The following is a 19,301-nucleotide window of genomic DNA, read 5'->3' on the forward strand; positions in this document are numbered from 1 at the left end:
CGTTTTCAAGTTAAAGGTTTCCAGCCAGTCTCTTGATTTTCCATTCCAATTCGGAGATCGACAGCGGCTTGGTCACGTAATCGGCAGCTCCCGACTCGTAAGCGCGGCTCCTGTTGTCCGCGAGATGATTGTCCGTCAGAACGATCACCTTGCCTTCATTCGGTTCATGGCGTTGGATGCTGCGAATCAGCTGATATCCATCCAGAATCGGCATATTTAACTCGGTAATGACGAGGTCCGGCAATTCCCGGAAGAACACATCGTAAGCCTCTTGTCCGTCTTGCGCCTCATAGACGCGATACCCTTTCAGCTCCAAGCGGATCTTGATGAATTCGCGCACGAGATCGTCGGGCTCGGCAATGAGTACAGAAGTCGCGGCATCGTCCGACGTAAGAAAACGAATGTCCCCATCGTTGCCTTTGCTCCGGATCGCCTGCTGAATGAAATCCGCGATTGCGGACTCGGTCGGCTTTCCGCTCTCCGGAAAGCTGGACACGATTAATCGTCCGTGCAGCAGACGCCGAGGTTGAAGGAAATCCTTCAATACGAGCGATGCATAATGGGTGCTGCCCAATGTACCGCCGTCCAGTACCGCGCATAAAACCTGATTCGAATCGTCATAGAATAATTGGACCGACAGAGAGATGTCGTTCTTGCTTATCACCCCTTTCGCCTGTTCGAGCGTTCTTGGACTCAAGTCCGCGCAAGGAGCCAGAATGACTCCGCACGAAGCGCTCTTTCGGGTCGCCACATGGATGAATTGTAAAAGCTGCAACGTCGTTTCCTGAATGCTGTTGCGAATGACGGCCATGATCTCCACTCCTATTTATTAAAATTGGTACGAACCATCGTTCCCCACGTATTGTTGTTGCGGAAGAAGTCGATGTGTCCCATTAATCTCCACAGCACGCCGACTTGTCGGTAACCAAAAAACATGAGAACAGAGTACAGCATCATTTTGTGGAGATCGCTCAGTTTCGGATAACGATTAAACGCTTTTTCCTCGATAAACAAAGCGCCGAGGCTCAGAATGAAACAGGAGAAAAAGTTCACCAGCATAAAGACGACGACGGTTTTCCAATCCGCCATATTCAGCAGCCAGTACCCCAGCATCGCAATCAGACCGCTTAAGCGAAAATATGGGTTCAAGGTTTCAAACAATACGTTATACGGAAGCGTTAAAAGCCCGAACACTTTGTACCGAGGGCGGAAAATCATATGGAACCCTTCTTCGACCATGTTTTTCAAGTTCCCGCGGCCCCAGCGCTTCCGTTGGCTGCTTAGTATCCGATAAGTATCCGGCGCTTGCGTCCAACATACGGCGTCCGGGCAAAAAGCGACATGGTAAGGGATTTTATTTTCCAGGCAATAACGGTGAAGCTTGATGACGATGTTCATGTCTTCTCCGGGATATCCGCCGCGATATCCGCCTACGGCGATGACCTTATCCTTCTGAAAAACGCCGAAGGCGCCGGACACGATGATCAATCCGTTAATGGCGCTCCAGCCGATCCGGCCGCCCAAGAAAGCTTTGATATACTCTACGTTCTGCAGCGCCGGCCACACTTTTTGCGGAAAACGGATTTTTTTGACGATCCCGTCTTCTACCGTACAGCTGTTCACGATTCGTACGTTTCCGCCGACCGCCACAGTCTCTTCGGGATTTTCCATGTACACTCTGGCGATTCGGGTTAGCGCGTCTTTCTCCAGCAGCGAATCGGCATCGATCGTCGAAATCAGAGAATGGCGGGAAAGGTTGATTCCTGCGTTTAAGGAGTCCGCTTTGCCTCCGTTTTCTTTATCAATGAAAAACAAATTCGGATACTCGGGATTATGATAATAGCCTCTGACCTTCTCGGTTTTAATAGGTTTGGCGACAAAAGGCTGAATCTCTTGAAGCTGGAACTCTTCGATCATAATTCGGGTCGTATCGTCATTGGAGCCGTCATTCACGACGATAACCTCGTATTCCGGATAGTTCAAAGCCAACAAGGATCTTACGTTTTCTTTGATCATTAATTCTTCGTTAAACGCCGGGACTAACAAGGACACCGGCGGCAAGTGTTCGGAACCGGACAGCTTCTGAATGCGATTGTAGCGAATCCCTCTTTGAAGAGGCGAAGTATGGCGAATCGATAAAGCGAAAATCAGAAAATAAATGAAAGTAATCGCCAAGGCATAATACATCGCAAAGTAGCCGTAGCCCAGTAATAAGTCGCGCAAGAAGTTTAAAAACTGCTGCAAATAATATTCGAATATTCTCATGCTTCGGTTTCCTCCTAACCCATCCTCCTAAATCGGCTAACTACACAACGCGATAGATTCGTTTGTTTTTGCCGAACGCTTTTTCGTAATGGTAAGTCAACGAATTATATCGCGTCAGCCGATCAAGTTCGTGGTGCCGGCTGGAAAGGGCCTCGATTTGTTCCTCAATAAGCGTTCGGAGGAATTCCCCTTGCTCCGATCCTCTTGCTTCTGCGGCGACTTCGCACAATTGGGCGGCTCCTTCTTCTCCGAGCAGCAACAGCCCGTTCGCGCTGGCGGCGGATACCCGCTTGCTTTCATCCAATAAGGCGCCTCTCATAACATCGATATACGGAACCAGCTTCAGATCCGCGATCGCTTGAGCCGCCAGAACGCGCACCTCGTCCAACGGGTGCCTGAGCAGCTTTTGAACGACGTTTCTGGGTATAAAATGAACGGATTTCAGATAGATTTCCACGGCTTTATACTGAATGGTGCTATCCGGGGAATCGAGAAGACGATAGACGGCCGATGCCGCCGTCGGCTCGGTATACTCCTTCAATCCGCACAGACCGATTCGGATGAATTCATGGGTGTCCCGTTGCAGAAATTCCGCAAACAGCGCCCGATGATCGATGTCCGCTTCCTTAATCATGTCGACAAGCAGCTCGTAAAAGCCTTTGTTATGCTTCAGAAGAATCTGTACCATTTCTTTGACGTCCTGTTCATCGCGAGCGCATTTCGCAATCGAGCGGGCGACGACGAAGAGGGACGAATTCCGTTTATGCGTTCGGAGCAGCTTGAGCAAAGCCGGAACGGCTTCCCGAACTCTCATGCAGCCTAAGTGATACGCCGCATCGATTTTCGCGGAATAGACGCCTTTGCTCAGACGATTAAGGTGTTTTTGCGCCAGCCCCAGGCGGACGCAGAGCTCCATGCATTTCTCGCGAGGAGCTCCGGTAAAGTTCTCGATCATCTCGTTCAAGCGTTCCTGCAGCGCTTCTCGTTCCATTTTGCTTAATGCAAACGGCGGTGCGTTTAACGGTTCTGTTCCTTCGATATTCAATTGGATGTAGGTGAGATAATCTTTGATTTTGACCTCGAACCTGCGCTCCGTTCTGGCTTTGCTCACACTTTTGATTTTCAAGGCATAGACGGCCAAAGCGAATACGAGATTCAAAATAAGAAGTACGTATAGAAATTGGATCGCCACTTCGATGTTGATATACACAAATAAATCCTTCCTCTCTTCGCTTTATTCAGTTACCGGTTGATTGACTTCGCGCATCGCTTTTTGCATCGTGTAGTAGCTTTGTTTCGGGCGTTCCACATAATCGACATCGACATCCTCCCACCTGTCCCACGCGTAAAACGGAAGCTTCGATACCGGATACGGATCGCTGCCTTCGAGACCGATCACCTTTTGCGAATCTTTGCTGACGATCCAGGGAACGAGGCGAACGCCTTCGACTTTCACCGATTCGAATTCTTTCGTTCCGGTATCCGTGTAGCTAATGGCGCTGAGCGAGCTCGGGTCGCTGAATCCAAGCAGCATCCACGGAATCCGAATTTCCAGCGTATTGCCTTTGACCTGCCACATCGCCTTCGAATTATAATTCGGATCATGCGGGTTGCTCGTTCCTCTTCGCAAGTCTCCGACGTCGATATCTCCGAAGGGATGATCGAACCGGGCATCCGGATGTTCCAGCAAATAATTCACGACCAATTTCCATGGCTTAAAAAGTCCGCTATCGTCCTGCAGCTCTTTGGGATCAAAAGCTAATATTTTCGATAGATGACCATAGTACCGGGTATGGAAATCGTAATTGGAGGCAATCATCATCCGGCCTTCGTCCTCGTCGCCGAGCTCGATTAACGTCTCCAAGCCCTCGTCCAGCGTCTTTCCTTGGAGCTGCGGAGCATGGCGATTGCCGCCTTTTAAAGTGTCAAAGCCCAGATAGATTGAATGATTAGAAAATTCTAAAGATTCGGAAAAATTAACCAAGAGGTATAGATAACCTTCGTCATGCGTGGCCCATATTTCGTTAAATCCTTCGCTCTGCAGCTCCAGCTTTGTCTTGTCTCCGTTATCCAGCTTGTCCCAGTCCGAAGCGTCCCCGTCGATGTGGATCTTATCGTCTTTGCTCGGATACATACCGAGTACGCCGAAATGGGATTCGTTCGTGAGCGTGTTATACCAGTAGGCCCGGCGATCGGGAACGTCGTAATGCATCGTGTTCCATGTTTTCTTAAACCATTCGTCCTGCCACGTAAACAGAATCGCTCCGGAGTATCCCTCCTGATGGATCTGACGGAACATATCCGCATCCATCTCCCCCTGCTCCTTATCGTCGTGACCGCCCTGATCGCGCCCCAGCATGCCGGTATGGGCAATTCCTTGCGAGGCGGGAACGCCGAATTCGGTAATCATAATCGGCATCTCGTTATGATATTCCTTCAGCTTGTGGAGATAGGTTTTGTAGCTATCCGCTTCGCCTTTGTCGTTTTTCATCGTTTGGAACGATTTGTCGAAGGTGAAGAAATCCGGATAGTAAGGGTACACGTGATAGGAGGCAAAATAACCGGCATCCCAATCGACGGCCGCGATATGCGTCGGATCGACGCTGACCATATCCTCGGCAACGAGCGGCTCGCCCGGATGCTCCAGCGGATCAGTCGTTACCCAATTCGAGAAGGCGATCGGATGCTGCCATCCGTGCTCGGCTTCCGTGGCAGCCGTGATGTCGACCATCTCGGCCAACCATTTTTCAAAGGGACTTGCTCCGGGTTGGCTTTGAAAATGCTCGCCCTTATAATCCGCAACGTCCGGATTGTTCTTATTCGTCTTGACCACCATCACAGGGTCCCATTCCGTGCCGACGATCCAGCTCATGAGATAAGGACCGGCATTAAAGACATAGCTGCCGCTGGCTTTGCCGGAATGCTCTTCGGCTTCCAGATCGATATTTCCGTACACAGCTTCTACAGCCTCTTGAATCTCTTTTTCAAACTTCTGTTTAACCTTCGGATCAAATGCGTTCTGCCCCTCGATCAATTGCTCTTCCGGACTCCACACCCCTTGAATAAAAAAGAGCGGATTATCCCGATGCTTCGCATTATATCGGACCAGAGCCTCGTAAAACTCCGGTTTAAGTACGGTGTACACGCGAATAACGTTGGCGCCCATCTCTTGAATCATTTCAAACCATCTCATATAGTCGTCTTTTGAAATCTCGAGCTCGCCGGGGAAATGTCCCGGAACCGCAGCTCCCATATTCACCCCTTTGGCGAAATAAGGATTCCATGACTGGTTTTGAAATTGTTCGATTTGCGTTCCGTTCGTTTTGAATTTCACTTTAACGCCATTGCCGATCTCGGCGCTTTCTACCTTGGCGATTGGCGGCATCAGCCAATAGGCGACCGCCCCGCCCACGACGACGACAACAAGTCCTAATCGGATAAAGCCGTTTTTGAGTAACTTTTTCATTGCCTTAATTTAGCACAGACCTATGCCTTTTCGGCATTAATTATTTTTTAGAACTTTAATAAATCTAGCCGTTCCTTCTCTCGAATTCTGTGTAAAAGAAAAAGGCTACCCCCTCGCTTAAGAGCGGAGATAGCCTTTAAATAACGAATTGGATATACTTTATGAAACATTAACGCATTTTTAGAAATTACTTATTCAGAATTAATACAGGGCAACTTAATCGGACTCAAAAAGCCGTTCGCCGCGGTGCAGTCGCCAGGCGATCCGAGCCGTATGCGGCATCTCTCTTGCTGTCGGAGCATGGGCGGCAAGATAGCGGGCGCATGCGATCAGCATCGTATTCGCGGCGCGATCCGCCAACGCTTCGGTTCCGTTCATGGCGCGCCAGTGGTCATATTCGGCGATTGCGGCCTCGTACATTTGAAAAGAATGAAATTCCGCGTCTTCTCGCAGCAAGCTGTGACCGAGCGTATTGAGCAGCGGCGCATGGTCGCGGCCGGAGTCCAGGTAGGCGGCAACCCAGCCGGCCGCCTCTTCCACCTGCTGGCGTCGATCCAGCAGCGAGAGCAAGTCCTCGGTCGAGGCTTCGGCTATGCCCGCCTTGTATTCGTCCTTCTTCGGCTTTGGAGCGCGCGGAACGTTCAAGAAACGGTCATGATAAATCGCGATCGCCCCATAAAACAATGCGCGGTACAGCAGAGGCTCCTGCGAACGCAGCAGCCTTTCGTGCACGGCATGTGCGTAAGTAAACGTATGCAGCACGGCCAGCCAATCCCCGAAGTCGTTCTGGGTATGGAAGCGTGCGATGCGTTCCGCGGCCGCCAGAGTAATGAGTCGGGCTAACCTAGCAGGAGCAACGCCCCCCAACAGCGCATCGGATATTTGTTGAATCGTTGCAAGGGGTTGGTCCCCGAGCAGCTGATCTACGAAAGCGTCTTCATTAAAGGCGGAGGTGGCGGGCTTTCCGGACAAATCATCGCTCCGTAATTGTTCAAAGGCTTGCTTCAAGGGCGTAACCAGATCGATCGGCGATTGCCAATGATGCTGCTCTTCGCTGCGCGACGGATTTCTCATCAGAGGCGTGAGCGAGGCAAGTATGATTTCGGCAGCGTCCGGCCCAAGCGCATCAAGCGCTTCGAACGCTTTATTATGAAAGTCGAACGTATGCCCTCCGTCCAAATAGAAATGGTCCGTGACCGCAGTAAGCAGCATATCTGCAAGTTCATCCGACGACATGCCGGCGGCAACCGCGGTCAGCAGCACTTTCTCCGCTCCTTGCGAATCGCGGACTTCGACACAGTTGCGGTACCAGTCGGCGAGTCGCTTCGGTGAAGTGTCCGCAGACGGCAGCGGACCAAGCAAGTGGCGAGGTGCGCGGCCAGCCCCGGCGCGGGCAACGTGTACAAGTCCGTGATAGAGCGCCAGGATGCGGCCTTGCTTATCGAGCTTCGGAAGAACGTTGCGCATAGCGGTCAGAATCGTCAAGCCGCTGCCCCAACCGCTGCTTAGCGATGTCCCGTACAAAATGCCGATTCGCACGATTTCATCCTCGGACACGCCTGCCTCGATCAGACCGACAACCGCTTTGGCAATGACGATGCCGATGTTCTGCTCCAAGCCTTCCCGCAGCCGCTGATTCAACTTTTCAATACTCATCGTTTGCCGCGGCGCCGTGTTAACCCATACTTCCCCATTCTCTATCTTCACGTCGTGAGCCAGCGCATCGTCCGCCCAAGGATCAAGCGTGCCGCCGCTGCAGATGTCGAAGCGCGCATGATGCCAATGACAGGTCAATATTCCGTCGCACAGACTGCCTAGGTGAAGCGGAAAACCGAGATGCGGACAGCGATTGTCCACTGCCGCCGCTCCGTCCTCATGGGCAAATACGGCGATTCCCCCTTTGATGACCTTGGCGCCGTCAGACTTCAGTTGGTCCAGCGTTCCGGCAGAAATCCATTCCTCTGTTCGCATTGCTTTTCCTCCTATTTTATAAATTCTCGGACAGAGCTAGGTTGAACTTATGAAGTGGGAACCCCTTGCATTCCCTTTCTCCATTCCATTGGGCCATCCCTTGATGTCTTTGGTTCAACTCACCGCCCTTATTTATATTAATTCTAATCTAATAACAATTACGAAACAATGCCAATTAATTTCGTGTACCTTTCGAATCCGCTGCCCCTTTCGCTTCGTGATCCAAATCGGGCATTTTTGCTGCCTTTAGACAATTCGACGAGTCCGTATCCAGAAAAGCAACGCTACGGCGCTTACCAAGGCCCCAAGCCAGCATACGCCTATCCAGCCTGCGCGGGAATAAGTCAGCGTGGCGGCAATCGCACCGGCGGCGCTGCCGAAGGAATAAAACATCATATAGGCGGCGGTAAGACGGCTGCGCGCTTCAGGGCGCACGCTCAAAATCAGGCTTTGGTTCGTCACATGTACGGCTTGCACAGCAAAATCGAGAAGAATGACCCCGACAATCAATCCCCACAGCGTTTGCGACATAAGACTCATCGGCAGCCATGACGCAAGCAGCAGGAAAAGCGCCCAGCCCGTCGTCCGTTGGCCCAAGCCGCGATCGGCCAGTCGACCGGCCCCCGCTGCAGCCAACGCACCGGCCGCTCCGGCAAGACCGAAAGCTCCAATCGCGCTGTGCGAAAGCGAGAACGGCGGGGAGCTAAGGGGCAGTACAAGCGAAGTCCACAAAATGCTGAACGCCGCAAATATCAACAGCCCCAGCACACCCCGAACGCGCAATACCTTTTCTTGAGCGAATAGCAATATAACCGAACGAATCAAATGCGAATAAGTCAAATCGGTTATGACGCGCGAACGGTTCGGCAATGCCCGCAGCAGAATGCTGGCCATTAGCAGCGTCATAGCGGCGGAGACGAGGTAAACCGAGCGCCAGCCGGCCAAATCCGTCAATATGCCCGCAACGGTTCTTGCCAGCAAAATTCCGATCACGACGCCGCTTGTTACCAGGCCGATGACTCGCCCCCGTTCGGATGGTGCTGCCAATGTTGCGGCGAAGGCGACGATGGTCTGCACGATTACGGCGAGCAATCCGACTGCGGCGATCCCGGCAATCAACACCGCTGCCGAGGAAGCCGTGCCGACGACGACTAATGCGGCCACAGACAGCAACATCTGACCCACGATCAAGCGGCGCTGATTCAACAAGTCGCCGAGCGGCACTAGCAGCAACAAGCCCAATGCATAGCATATTTGAGTCGCCGTCGTAATGATGCCGATCGTGGAATTCGCCATAGCGAACTCTTTCGACAACACGTCAAGCAGCGGCTGAGCATAATAAATGTTGGCAACCGCCAATCCGCATGTCGCCGCAAACAGCAGCGCCAGCTTGCGAGATACGGATGAGCCTGCAGCGATCCCATCGACTTCCGCTGCAGCAGTCTTCGATAAATTCGTCAATTTCATTTTAGTTGTACATCCCCTTATTCCGCAGCATATTACGTACCGATCGGTACATAATTAATATTAAAAATATTAGTTGATGGTAGGGACTCCTGTCAACACTGCGCTTATTTTTTTGACAGTTGAAGTTTATAAGGGTACAATATTTTATACTAAACGGTATGAAAAGAGGTTCTATGATGGTACGACCGCGCGAATTCGATGAGGAGCAGGCTTTAGAGGCGGCTATGCGGCTGTTTTGGGAGAAGGGGTACGAGGCGACATCGCTAAGCGACTTGACGTCTGGCATGGGCATTCAAAAGCCCAGCATCTATTCCGCCTTCGGCGACAAAAAAGTGTTGTTCGAAGCAGCGCTGCGCAAATACACGCAGTCACACGCCGCTTCCGTCCGCTCCAAGCTCCATAACAACCGATCGGCCAAAGAAGCGATTCGGATATTTTTCGAGGATTTGATCGAGGAGGCGTACGGCGAGCAGCCTAACCGCGGATGCTTCTGTATCAATACGATGGTGGAGTTGGCCCCCCACGACGAAAAATTCGAGGTACTGACGAGGGAGCATCAGATGTATCTTGCGGTTATTTTTCAGGAGACGATCGAACGAGGTGTACAATCCGGAGAGCTTGCGTCCCATTTGAACTCCAAGGCATTGGCTCAGACCTTTGTCGTTTCCTTGATCGGGCTTACCGTAATGTTGAAATCGCGTCCCGACCGGCTCGTAGCCCGCAATTGCTTAGAATCGATGCTGACGTTGCTTTAACCATAGGAAGAATAAACGGGCAACCCGCCCCGTTGTGGATATTAAGCGGAAACTCCGCCTTAAATTCGCCGCCACACCGTTTTTGGGGTATTTAAAGCGGAAACACCGCTTTAAATCTACAATTATGCTCATTTGGAAAATTTAAGATGGATTTCCCGCTCTAAATCTGCGTATTTTCCCTATTCGACAAAATTAGCGCGGACTTTCCGCCTAAAATTTTTCTGCCTGTTGCTCTTCGGTAGCGATCGCGCTGACGAACAAGAAGGACTTAGTAGATAAACAAAACAACGGGAACAGTCGACCGCAATGTCAACTGCTCCCGTTGTTCATGTGTCGCGGTCAGCCTCGGGACACCTGTTCGCGAACGTTCAAGAATGTCTGATAGCTGCGTTCCGCGCATGAGGAAATCGAGACCGGATCAAAGCCGGTCATATCGGCGTAAAACGTATCGTTAAGCGGCTCGATCCATGAGGCCGGCAGCGCGGAGGCTCCTATGGAAGCGCCGAGAATCGAGCCGACGGTCGCGCCGTTGCAGTCCGTATCCCAGCCTCCGAGCACAGCGGTCGTAATGCCTCTCTCGAAATCGCCCTTCGAGTGAATGAGCGCGGCAGCGACAAGTGCCGCATTATTGTTCGTATGCACCTGGTGGTAGTGCTTAAACGCCTCCCAAATACGGTCGACAAGCTCAAGCTGGGTGCGGGACGAATCCGCGATGTCGACGGCTCGGGCAATATCGCTCGCCAGACGGGACGTGGACGGGATTTCCCGCAGCCCGGCGGCGACAATCCGATGGGGATCGGACTCGACGAATCGGCTGCAATCATGGCGGCCACGAACATTTCGCCGTATATGCCGTTCTTCGTATGCGAGAACGAGGCGTCACGCCAGGCTAATTCCGCCGCCAGTTCCGGATTGCCCGCGGCGGTATAGGCGAAGCCGTCCGCGCGAATCTGCGCCCCGATCCATTCGCGGAAAGGATTCAAATACGTCCGCACCCACTCCTGTTTCTCGAGCCAGTCGGCCGGCTTCTCCGGCGGCATGTGCGAGACGACCTTAGCAAAGTTATAGTAGGCCTGCTGTTCCGCAGTGAACACTTGGCCATAGGTCAGGCGGCTGTGCCACAGCTTGCCGATGTCCCAAGAATCCCAATCCAGCCCCTTCTGCTCCATCATCAGCATGCCAAGCGCCGTATAGCGCACATCGTCGTCGCTTTCCATAAACCTGATCCGTTCGCGGGTGCTTTGCAGACACGATAGACGAAGACCCTGCGATTCGGCTCGCGAACGCTCCGGCGTATACCCGCGAATCGGCCAGGCGTCCGCTCCCTCAAACCACAGCTGAACGTTGCGCCAGCCCGGATTGCCGTTCGCGCCGGCCATCAACGGCTCGGACTCCAACGGTTTGCCGAGCGCGCAGCCGCTCAGTCTTCCCAACCATGCGCCGCGAAATCTGTCGCGCCACTGTTCCTCGCTGTAGCTAGCCTCCAGCCGTCTCAGCCCATCCGGCCGCAAGCGGCGAATCGCCTCCAGCTCCGACGGCTCATCGTAAGGAAAATCCGGCGACGGCGCAAGCCGACTCAGCTCTTCATACAGCTTCATTAGCTTGCCTTCTTCCTCGCCGCATGCTACGCGAAGCTCCTCGAAGCCGTCAACGTTACAGCCTTCCTCGCGTCTTTGTATAATTTCCATGCGAATTAATCCGCTTAACCCCGTCCATACCGCCATGCTACGCACCCTTTCGATTAGGTTATCTCTTCTTCTCCAAAGATACCCCGAACAGGCGCTTCGTTCATCTCGTTTTCATACGACGCACTTCTTAAAAACGGCTATCCTCATCCTGCTGTCGCATACGGTATTGCTGCGGATTCACGCCCACGAGCTGTTGAAACGAACGATAAAACGGCGCAGAGCTCTGGAAGCCGCAAGACAAAATGACTTCCGTTACCGAGAGCTTGCTCGTCGCCAGCAGACGCTTCGCTTCCTGAATGCGGACTAGCGTCAAATATTCCTTAAATCGCCTGCCGACGCCTTCCTTGAACAGATGTCGCGCTCGCGATTCGCTTAAATTCAACAGCTCCGCGATATCCTTCAACTCGAGAGGCTCATGATACCGATCAGCCATGTAATCGAGCGCCGGCTTAAGCCGCTCCAACGCGTCGCGTCTCTCCCTACTGGCCTCATGCGAGTATAGGGCTTCCGCTGCCCGATACAGCCAAGCGCTTAGCTCCAACATTCGGGCGCGAAGCACTGCGCCGTACTCCGACCGCCGCGATTCGTATTCCGTGATCAGGAAACAGAAAAAATCGGCCAACGACGACAGCCCGCGCAGCATCGGCCGCAGATCGGCCTCCGTCCAGACGCAGGTGCGCACGAACGCATGAAGAAGGCTGCGATGCTCGGCGGGGAGCAATTCGTCGCCGAAGTAGACGAAGGCGCACCGGCAGCCCGTCCTCGCATCGGCTACGGCGATATGCGGCTCATAAGGCGGAAAAAGCAGCAGCGTCCCGGCTTCGATCGGCACGGCCTCATCGCCTATGTAGAACGTGCCGCGCCCTTCGAGGCAGAAGCCGATTTCGTAAAAGGAGTGCCAATGCTGCTCGGTGGGCTCCGGCTTCAGCCGATATTCGAACGTATGCATGGGCACGGAAGCTTCAAAGCCGAACATCTCTAGCATATTTTCTCCTCCTCCACATTGCCTGTTCCATTCCCCTCAAGTATACCGTACGAAATCGGGTTTGTACGTTTGCAACTGCCTTCTTGCTTCTTGAATCGTTATATCGTAATATTACGATATAACGATTAGCGGAAAGGGGATTAACAACTTCAGTGGAAAATAATTTTAAGCATTACGAAGAGACGGCGGAAATTTTGAAGGCGCTCGCCCATCCGGTGCGGCTGTGCATCGTCAGAGGGCTGCTGACCAAGGAAAGCTGCAACGTGTCCTATATGCAGGAATGTCTGGGACTGCCGCAATCGACCGTATCCCAGCATTTGCAGAAGCTTCGCTCGCTCGGCATCGTGGAGACGGAGCGCAACGGACTTGAAATCAACTACTCGGTCAAGAACGAACGCATCAAACAATTGATTCACATCTTCTTAGGGGAGGCAAAATGAGATGACAGGCAAAAAGGTGTTAATTGTCGGCGGGGTAGCAGGGGGAGCATCCGCGGCGGCGAGACTGCGGCGGCTGGACGAGGACGCCCATATCGTGCTGTTCGAACGCGATCCCTATATTTCATTCGCCAATTGCGGCTTGCCCTACTATATCGGCGGATCGATTGCCGACCGTTCCAAGCTGCTCGTTCAGACTCCGGAGGGCATGAGAAGCCGCTTCAATATCGATGTGCGCACAGGCAGCGAGGTCGTTGCGCTCGATCCCGCCAGCCGCACCGTGCGCGTGCGCAGCGTTGAGCACGGCGAATATACGGAAAGCTACGATGCTGTGATATTGTCGCCTGGCGCCAAGCCGATCCGGCCTAACCTGCCCGGCATCGACAGCAGCCGCATCTACACGCTGCGCAACATTCCGGACACCGACCGAATTAAAACGAAGGTGACCGCCGAAGGCACGCGCTCGGCTATCGTGATTGGCGGCGGCTTCATCGGAGTGGAGATGGCGGAAAACCTGCGCGAGGCCGGACTATCGGTCAGTCTGGTCGAAGCCGCGCCGCAAATTCTGGCTCCGTTCGATGCGGAGATGACCGCCCCGCTCGCTCAGGAACTGGAAGCGCATGGCATCGACTTGCACCTATCCGAGATGGTAGCAAGCTTCGCCGATACGGAGAACGGCATCACGGTAAGACTGGCAAGCGGCCAAGAATTGCATGCGGAAATGGCGCTGCTGGCGATCGGCGTTACGCCGGATACGGCTTTTCTGAAGGAGAGCGGCCTTGCCTTCGGACCAAGGGGACATATTCTTGTCAATGAGCGCATGGAAACGAATCTGGAGAGCGTATTCGCAGTAGGCGACGCTATTGAGGTAAAGGACTTCGTCAACGGCAGCCAAACCGCCGTCCCGCTCGCCGGCCCGGCCAACAAGCAAGGGCGGATCGCGGCGGACAATGTGTGCGGACTCGGCACGACCTACAAAGGCTCGCAGGGTACGGCCGTCATTAAAGTGTTCGGAATGACCGGCGCGGCCACAGGAAATAATGAAAAAACGCTGCAGCGGCTCGGCATTCCGTATCATGTCGTCCATGTGCATCCCGGCTCTCATGCCGGCTATTATCCCGGCGCTACCCCCATCTCGCTCAAGCTGCTGTTCAACGCAGAAGGAAAAGTGCTGGGCTCACAAGCGACGGGCTATAACGGAGTAGAAAAAAGAATCGACGACATGGCTACCATTATCCGTCTGCGCGGTACGGTCGCCGACTTGACGGAGCTGGAGCTGTCCTACGCTCCGCCTTACTCCTCGGCTAAGGACCCTGTTAACATGGCTGCTTATGCTGCGGAAAATGTGCTCGCGGGATTAACGGACGTGTTCACGACGGCGGAGCTGGTGCGGCGAGATGCTGCGACGACTTTACTGATCGACGTCCGCACGGCGATGGAGCACGCCAATGGCCATATACCGGATTCCGTCAACATTCCTGTCGACGAGCTGCGAGGACGGCTGCAGGAGCTGGATCCTTCGAAGGAAATCTGGGTCTACTGCCAGGTCGGACTGCGCGGTTATACCGCCTCGCGCATCTTAGCGCAGAAGGGCTTCCGCGTTCGCAACCTGACCGGAGGCTATAAAACCTGGCAGTTGAGCCGGTATACGCCCGGGAAGCATACCGCAGCACCGGCGGCTCCAATAACGACGGCTACGATGACAGCTGTCCCGGAAACCGCCGCGGCATCCGCGCCTCCCGCGCCCGTCTCCGTCTCGGTCTCCGATGAGCCCGACGCCGTGCTGGACGCCTGCGGACTCTGCTGTCCCGGTCCGTTGCTTCAGGTGAAGAAACAAATCGACGGCATGGAGCAAGGGCAGATCTTGAAAGTTACTGCGTCCGATCCCGGCTTTTACGAGGACATTCAGGCATGGGCGCGCATGACCCGCAATTCGCTGCTGAGCGCGGCCAAACTGTCCGGCGGACTTATTGAAGCGGTGCTGCGTAAAAGAGAAACCGATGCGGGCGCGCCCGCCGTCGCCGGAAGCGGCACGCCGCTCGAAAGCCAGCAACCGGCCGGAAACCGTGCCAGCACCATGGTCGTATTCAGCGGCGACCTGGACAAAGCGATCGCTTCGTTCATTATCGCCAACGGAGCGGCGGCCAGCGGCAAAAAAGTTACGATGTTCTTTACCTTCTGGGGATTGAATATCATCAGGCGGCCCGACAAAATCAAGGTCAAGAAGGATCTGTTCGGAACGATGTTCGGAGCGATGCTGCCACGCGGCAGCGGCAAGCTGGGCATGTCCCGCATGAATATGCTCGGCGCCGGTCCGAAGATGATCCGCCAGCTAATGCGAAGCAAAAATGTTTCCTCATTAGAGGAGCTCATTCATAGCGCTCTTGAACAAGGAGTTGAGATTGTCGCTTGCCAAATGTCCATGGATCTCATGGGCATCACGCGCGAAGAGCTGATCGACGGCGTTCAATTCGGCGGCGTCGGCCATTATCTCGGCAGGGCCGAGATGGCCGGGCATAATCTCTTTATTTAATATCGGCTCTATATATAAAGCGCAAGCCTGAGAGTTAACTCCTCTCTCAGACCTTGCGCTTTTTACATCGCCAACCTGCGGCGACAGGCGACTCGTTTAAATATTCTACATCATGTTTCTACTATTCTACGATATCGCCAGATCCCTGGTCGTAAGCGGGAAAACACCATTTATAATAGTCTTGTCAGCCTTTATGATGAAGATAGAAAGCACATCTGGAACAGACAGGGGGAAGCAGCAATGCTTAAAGTCGTAATCGCGGATGATGAACGAATCCAAAGAGAAGGCATTGCCAAGCATGTCGATTGGCCTGCTTATCAAATGCAGGTAGTCGGACTGGCCGAGGACGGTTTTCAAGCCTTGGAATTAATCGAAAAAAACGGAGTCGATCTGCTCATCACCGATATCAAGATGCCCAGAATGCACGGTCTGGAGCTTGCCGAGCGGGCCAAGGAATTTAATCCTCAGCTTAAAATCCTGATCATTAGCGGATACGACGACTTTGAATACGCCAGAACCGCCATCGAGTTGAAAGCGTATGCCTATTTGTTGAAGCCGATTCCCTTTAACAAACTTAATCAGGAATTGGGTCACATAAGTGTCCAGATTCAACAGGAGCGCCTCAAACAGCAAGCACTCTCCTCCCTGCAAGACCAGGTCGAGGAAAGCAAACCCGTGCTAACGGAGAAGTTATTTAAGAATATGCTGGACGGTTTTCTGACAGATGAAGAAATGATTCGCCATAAAATGAAAACGCTATCTATCCTGATCCCCGAGTATGGCTTCGATATATTGCTGCTGCAAATGGATAAACCTTCGGATCGCCCGGATACGGAAAACCCGCTAGATGATCGACAATTCCTCAGTCAACTTACCCAAGCAGGAATAGCGGAGAACCACGGACAAATCCTGCAGACGAAGGAGCATGAATTTGTCATCGTGCTGTATGCGCGCGGACCGGACGAACGTTCCTCCCTGCTTAGCACGATTCGTCGGATCAGAGACTCCTTGCCGCCTGCCGACAGCCATGCTCTGACGATCACAGTCAGCGGCCGGAAAGCAAGGTTAAGCCAGCTAAACGAGGCCTATAGAGAGTGTTCAATTGCGGCCGAACAGAAATTTCACCTCGGCAAAGGCCAGGACATCTTCTATCAAGACAGCATGCCCGCTCAGCCGTTGTCCCCTCAATACGAAGCTCCCTATGAAGGCTTGATTCAAGCCATGGAGATCGGCAATATTCAACAAGCGGAGCAGTCGCTTGAGGAAATTTTCAATGAATTCGCCAATTCGTCCGTAACCCAAAAACCGGTCGTTAAAGCCTTTTGCTTCAAAATCATAAGCGACATCTTTCGCCTGCTTCACGAGGCCAACGAGAAGGTCGAAGCCGTATTCGGAGAGGAGCATGCATTTTGGAGTCAGTTTCACGATCTGGATACGTTGCCGGAAATGCGCGAGTGGCTGCTGGAAACGGTCGTGTCGGCCTGCCGCCATCTGCATTCCAAACGAATTCGAAAAAATACGAATACGATCGGAAACATCATTCATATTCTTGAAACCCGTTATGCGGAGCCCCTATCTATCGACGAGCTGGCCAAGCATGTCCATCTTACCCCCAATTACATCTCCAACATGTTCAGGGAAACGATTGGAGAGAGCATCATCGACTATTTGACGAAAATAAGAATGAAACACGCCGTTCGCCTGCTTGCCGACGAGTCCGTTCGAATCTATGAAGTCGCTGAGCAAACGGGATATAACAGCACCTCCTATTTTAGCGTCGTATTTAAAAATAGTTTTGGAATCAGCCCGAAGGAATATCGCGATAACGCATCAAAACGGTAACAAGGAGGCTCCCGGACACTGATGAAAACGCTCAACAATATCAAGCTTCGCAATAAACTGCTCATCTGTTACGGCAGTCTGATGATCTTTGCCGTCAGTTTGGTCGGTTTTCTAACCTATCATAAAATCCAATCCTACATTTACGATCAATCGAGCAAATCGTACAGCCAAACGCTTGACCAGATCGTGATGAATATCGAATATAAAATGAATACGCATCAGGAGCTTATGCGTCCTTACATTAACAATAGTAAATTTGTTTCCGCCTTAGTCACCTCCTATCAGTCTCCGGCGGATTATTCGTACCAGTACTTGGATACGCTGCGTTCCATTTTTGAGTTGGAGACTCGTTACCCCGCCATTAAAAATATCATTATCTATAAAGACAACGATACTTTGCCGGACATTGGCACTTATCCCGACAATCCCGGCGTATCCGACGCCGGCCATACCGTTATTGATATCGACTTTGCCAAGCAAACGGCTTGGTACAAGCGATACTTCGCCAATCTGGAGGAGGGCGATCTGGTCGGCTTAATCTCGCTTTCGAATACGACGATCTGGACGATGAATGAAAACCGGACCTTGATCTCCATCATTAAACCGATGATCTACAATCATGACAAGCTTGCCGGCATTGCCGAGATGCAGCTGAAAGTCGACTCTATTTTGCGCGGCCATATGTTCGGCGAGGAATCGCCGAATGAGCTTTTCTATATTTTGGATGACGAAGGAAAAGTACAATTCGTGAGCAATCCCGAAATGGCGCCAATCGCCGCCGAGGACGATCTTGCAGGCAGTCTTGTTATGAGAAGCAGCCAGCCTGCAACGCTCGCCTTGGACCGGACCGACGCCTTGTCCGGCTGGAAGTATGTGCTGGAGGTTCCTCTGGATAGCTTATTGCTGAGCGCGCAATCGATCAGAAGCTTTACAATAGCCATTCTTGTTGGCAGCATCGTCATTAGCATCCTGCTTGCGTTGGCCATTGCCCGTGTGCTGACCCGAAGAATTTCACTGCTTGCGCGGCACATGGAGAGACAGGAAGATTTGACGCTCGAAATCGGTCCATCTGTGGACGGGCGGGATGAGATCGGCATGCTTACGCGAAGCTATAACCGGATGATCAAGAGAATTCTGGAATTGATCGACCAGCTCAGAACAAGCCAACAGCTGCAGAAGGAATCCGAAATCAAGTCGCTGCAAGCTCAGATTAATCCGCATTTTCTGTACAACACCTTAGCGACGATTAATTGGATGGCCGCGGACAACGAGTGTCAGAAAATCAGCGTTATGGTCGACAATCTCGCCACCTTTTACAGACTTTCTCTCAATATGGGCAAGCCGTTCTTGCGGATTAGCGAAGAGGTTAAACATATCCAAGCTTATCTGGAAATTCAGAAGGTCAGAATGGAAGACAAAATCAATATTTCCTACGAGATCGCGGACAATATTATGCACTTCTCCACGCTTAAGCTGATTTTGCAGCCTTTCGTCGAGAACGCCATCCTGCACGGCGCCGAGCATAACGTAGGCACAACCCATATTATTATCAAAGGCGGTTTGTCCTCGGACGAGAGCAGCGTTGTATTCGAAATCATAGACGACGGCGTAGGAATGAAAGCTCCCGTTCACAATCAGTATGTGAATCATGGCGGCTACGGGATTCATAATGTTCATGAGAAAATTCAACTGCAATACGGTCATCGTTACGGCGTCAGATTGTTCAGCGAGCCTGGCGAAGGAACCCGGGTTGTCATTCAAATTCCCGCTATCGCACAATAATTGCCCACAAGCAAAAACGCCTTTGGCATCCTTCGGACGATGAAGGCGTTTTGTCGGAGACGATTCAGATATGGAAAGGCGGCGAAGCAGCGCAACGTCTGCATTCACCG

Annotated in this window: 12 protein-coding genes and 1 pseudogene; 5 read left to right on the forward strand and 8 right to left on the reverse strand. The window is 52.5% G+C overall.

Features of this window, described 5'->3' with window-relative positions; translation table 11 throughout:
* Positions 1-10: 10 nt before the first annotated feature.
* The 6 genes from J4772_RS23495 to J4772_RS23520 form a co-directional block, all read right to left on the reverse strand.
* Positions 11-811, reverse strand: coding sequence for a response regulator (locus J4772_RS23495; protein WP_209071628.1), 801 nt, complete (start codon positions 809-811; stop codon positions 11-13).
* 11 nt (positions 812-822) lie between these two features.
* Entirely contained in the window at positions 823-2,223 is a 1,401-nt protein-coding gene (locus tag J4772_RS23500) for a glycosyltransferase family 2 protein (protein ID WP_209077381.1), read from the reverse strand.
* 82 nt (positions 2,224-2,305) lie between these two features.
* Positions 2,306-3,475, reverse strand: a complete 1,170-nt coding sequence (locus tag J4772_RS23505; RefSeq protein ID WP_209071629.1) for a HEAT repeat domain-containing protein — start codon at positions 3,473-3,475, stop codon at positions 2,306-2,308.
* Between the two features lie 24 nt (positions 3,476-3,499).
* Positions 3,500-5,731, reverse strand: coding sequence for a hypothetical protein (locus J4772_RS23510; protein ID WP_209071630.1), 2,232 nt, complete (start codon positions 5,729-5,731; stop codon positions 3,500-3,502).
* A 216-nt stretch (positions 5,732-5,947) separates the two neighbouring features.
* Positions 5,948-7,702: a Rieske (2Fe-2S) protein gene (locus J4772_RS23515; protein WP_209071631.1), complete on the reverse strand. Its 1,755-nt coding sequence runs from the start codon at positions 7,700-7,702 to the stop codon at positions 5,948-5,950.
* A 246-nt stretch (positions 7,703-7,948) separates the two neighbouring features.
* Complete coding sequence (locus J4772_RS23520) at positions 7,949-9,169, reverse strand: MFS transporter (protein ID WP_209071632.1); 1,221 nt, start codon at positions 9,167-9,169, stop codon at positions 7,949-7,951.
* Between the two features lie 176 nt (positions 9,170-9,345).
* On the opposite strand from J4772_RS23520, the gene J4772_RS23525 reads away from it, so the two are divergent.
* On the forward strand, positions 9,346-9,924 hold the full coding sequence (locus tag J4772_RS23525) for a TetR/AcrR family transcriptional regulator (RefSeq protein WP_209077383.1): 579 nt from the start codon (positions 9,346-9,348) through the stop codon (positions 9,922-9,924).
* A gap of 339 nt (positions 9,925-10,263) precedes the next feature.
* On the opposite strand, the pseudogene J4772_RS23530 reads toward J4772_RS23525, so the two are convergent.
* Positions 10,264-11,648 (reverse strand): annotated as a pseudogene (locus J4772_RS23530) (ADP-ribosylglycohydrolase family protein).
* A gap of 91 nt (positions 11,649-11,739) precedes the next feature.
* Entirely contained in the window at positions 11,740-12,597 is an 858-nt protein-coding gene (locus J4772_RS23535; RefSeq protein WP_209071633.1) for an AraC family transcriptional regulator, read from the reverse strand.
* A gap of 152 nt (positions 12,598-12,749) precedes the next feature.
* Here J4772_RS23535 and J4772_RS23540 point away from each other — a divergent pair, with 152 nt between their 5' ends.
* From J4772_RS23540 to J4772_RS23555, 4 genes are all read left to right on the forward strand, one after another.
* Entirely contained in the window at positions 12,750-13,037 is a 288-nt protein-coding gene (locus tag J4772_RS23540; protein WP_209071634.1) for an ArsR/SmtB family transcription factor, read from the forward strand.
* A gap of 1 nt (position 13,038) precedes the next feature.
* Complete coding sequence (locus J4772_RS23545) at positions 13,039-15,567, forward strand: FAD-dependent oxidoreductase (protein WP_209071635.1); 2,529 nt, start codon at positions 13,039-13,041, stop codon at positions 15,565-15,567.
* 240 nt (positions 15,568-15,807) lie between these two features.
* On the forward strand, positions 15,808-17,409 hold the full coding sequence (locus J4772_RS23550; RefSeq protein ID WP_209071636.1) for a response regulator: 1,602 nt from the start codon (positions 15,808-15,810) through the stop codon (positions 17,407-17,409).
* Between the two features lie 21 nt (positions 17,410-17,430).
* Positions 17,431-19,191, forward strand: a complete 1,761-nt coding sequence (locus J4772_RS23555; RefSeq protein ID WP_209071637.1) for a sensor histidine kinase — start codon at positions 17,431-17,433, stop codon at positions 19,189-19,191.
* Positions 19,192-19,301: the final 110 nt, after the last annotated feature.

The organism is Cohnella sp. LGH, assembly GCF_017671885.1.
In the GTDB taxonomy this organism is placed as follows: Bacteria; Bacillota; Bacilli; order Paenibacillales; family Paenibacillaceae; genus Cohnella; species Cohnella phaseoli.

What these genes read in the sequence shown, in the direction of transcription:
- J4772_RS23495 (WP_209071628.1), bottom strand. Translation starts at nt 811, where the DNA reads ATGGCCGTCATTCGCAACAGCATTCAGGAAACGACGTTGCAGCTTTTA.
- J4772_RS23510 (WP_209071630.1), bottom strand. Translation starts at nt 5,731, where the DNA reads ATGAAAAAGTTACTCAAAAACGGCTTTATCCGATTAGGACTTGTTGTC.
- J4772_RS23515 (WP_209071631.1), bottom strand. Translation starts at nt 7,702, where the DNA reads ATGCGAACAGAGGAATGGATTTCTGCCGGAACGCTGGACCAACTGAAG.
- J4772_RS23520 (WP_209071632.1), bottom strand. Translation starts at nt 9,169, where the DNA reads ATGAAATTGACGAATTTATCGAAGACTGCTGCAGCGGAAGTCGATGGG.
- J4772_RS23525 (WP_209077383.1), top strand. Translation starts at nt 9,346, where the DNA reads ATGGTACGACCGCGCGAATTCGATGAGGAGCAGGCTTTAGAGGCGGCT.
- J4772_RS23535 (WP_209071633.1), bottom strand. Translation starts at nt 12,597, where the DNA reads ATGCTAGAGATGTTCGGCTTTGAAGCTTCCGTGCCCATGCATACGTTC.
- J4772_RS23545 (WP_209071635.1), top strand. Translation starts at nt 13,039, where the DNA reads ATGACAGGCAAAAAGGTGTTAATTGTCGGCGGGGTAGCAGGGGGAGCA.
- J4772_RS23550 (WP_209071636.1), top strand. Translation starts at nt 15,808, where the DNA reads ATGCTTAAAGTCGTAATCGCGGATGATGAACGAATCCAAAGAGAAGGC.
- J4772_RS23555 (WP_209071637.1), top strand. Translation starts at nt 17,431, where the DNA reads ATGAAAACGCTCAACAATATCAAGCTTCGCAATAAACTGCTCATCTGT.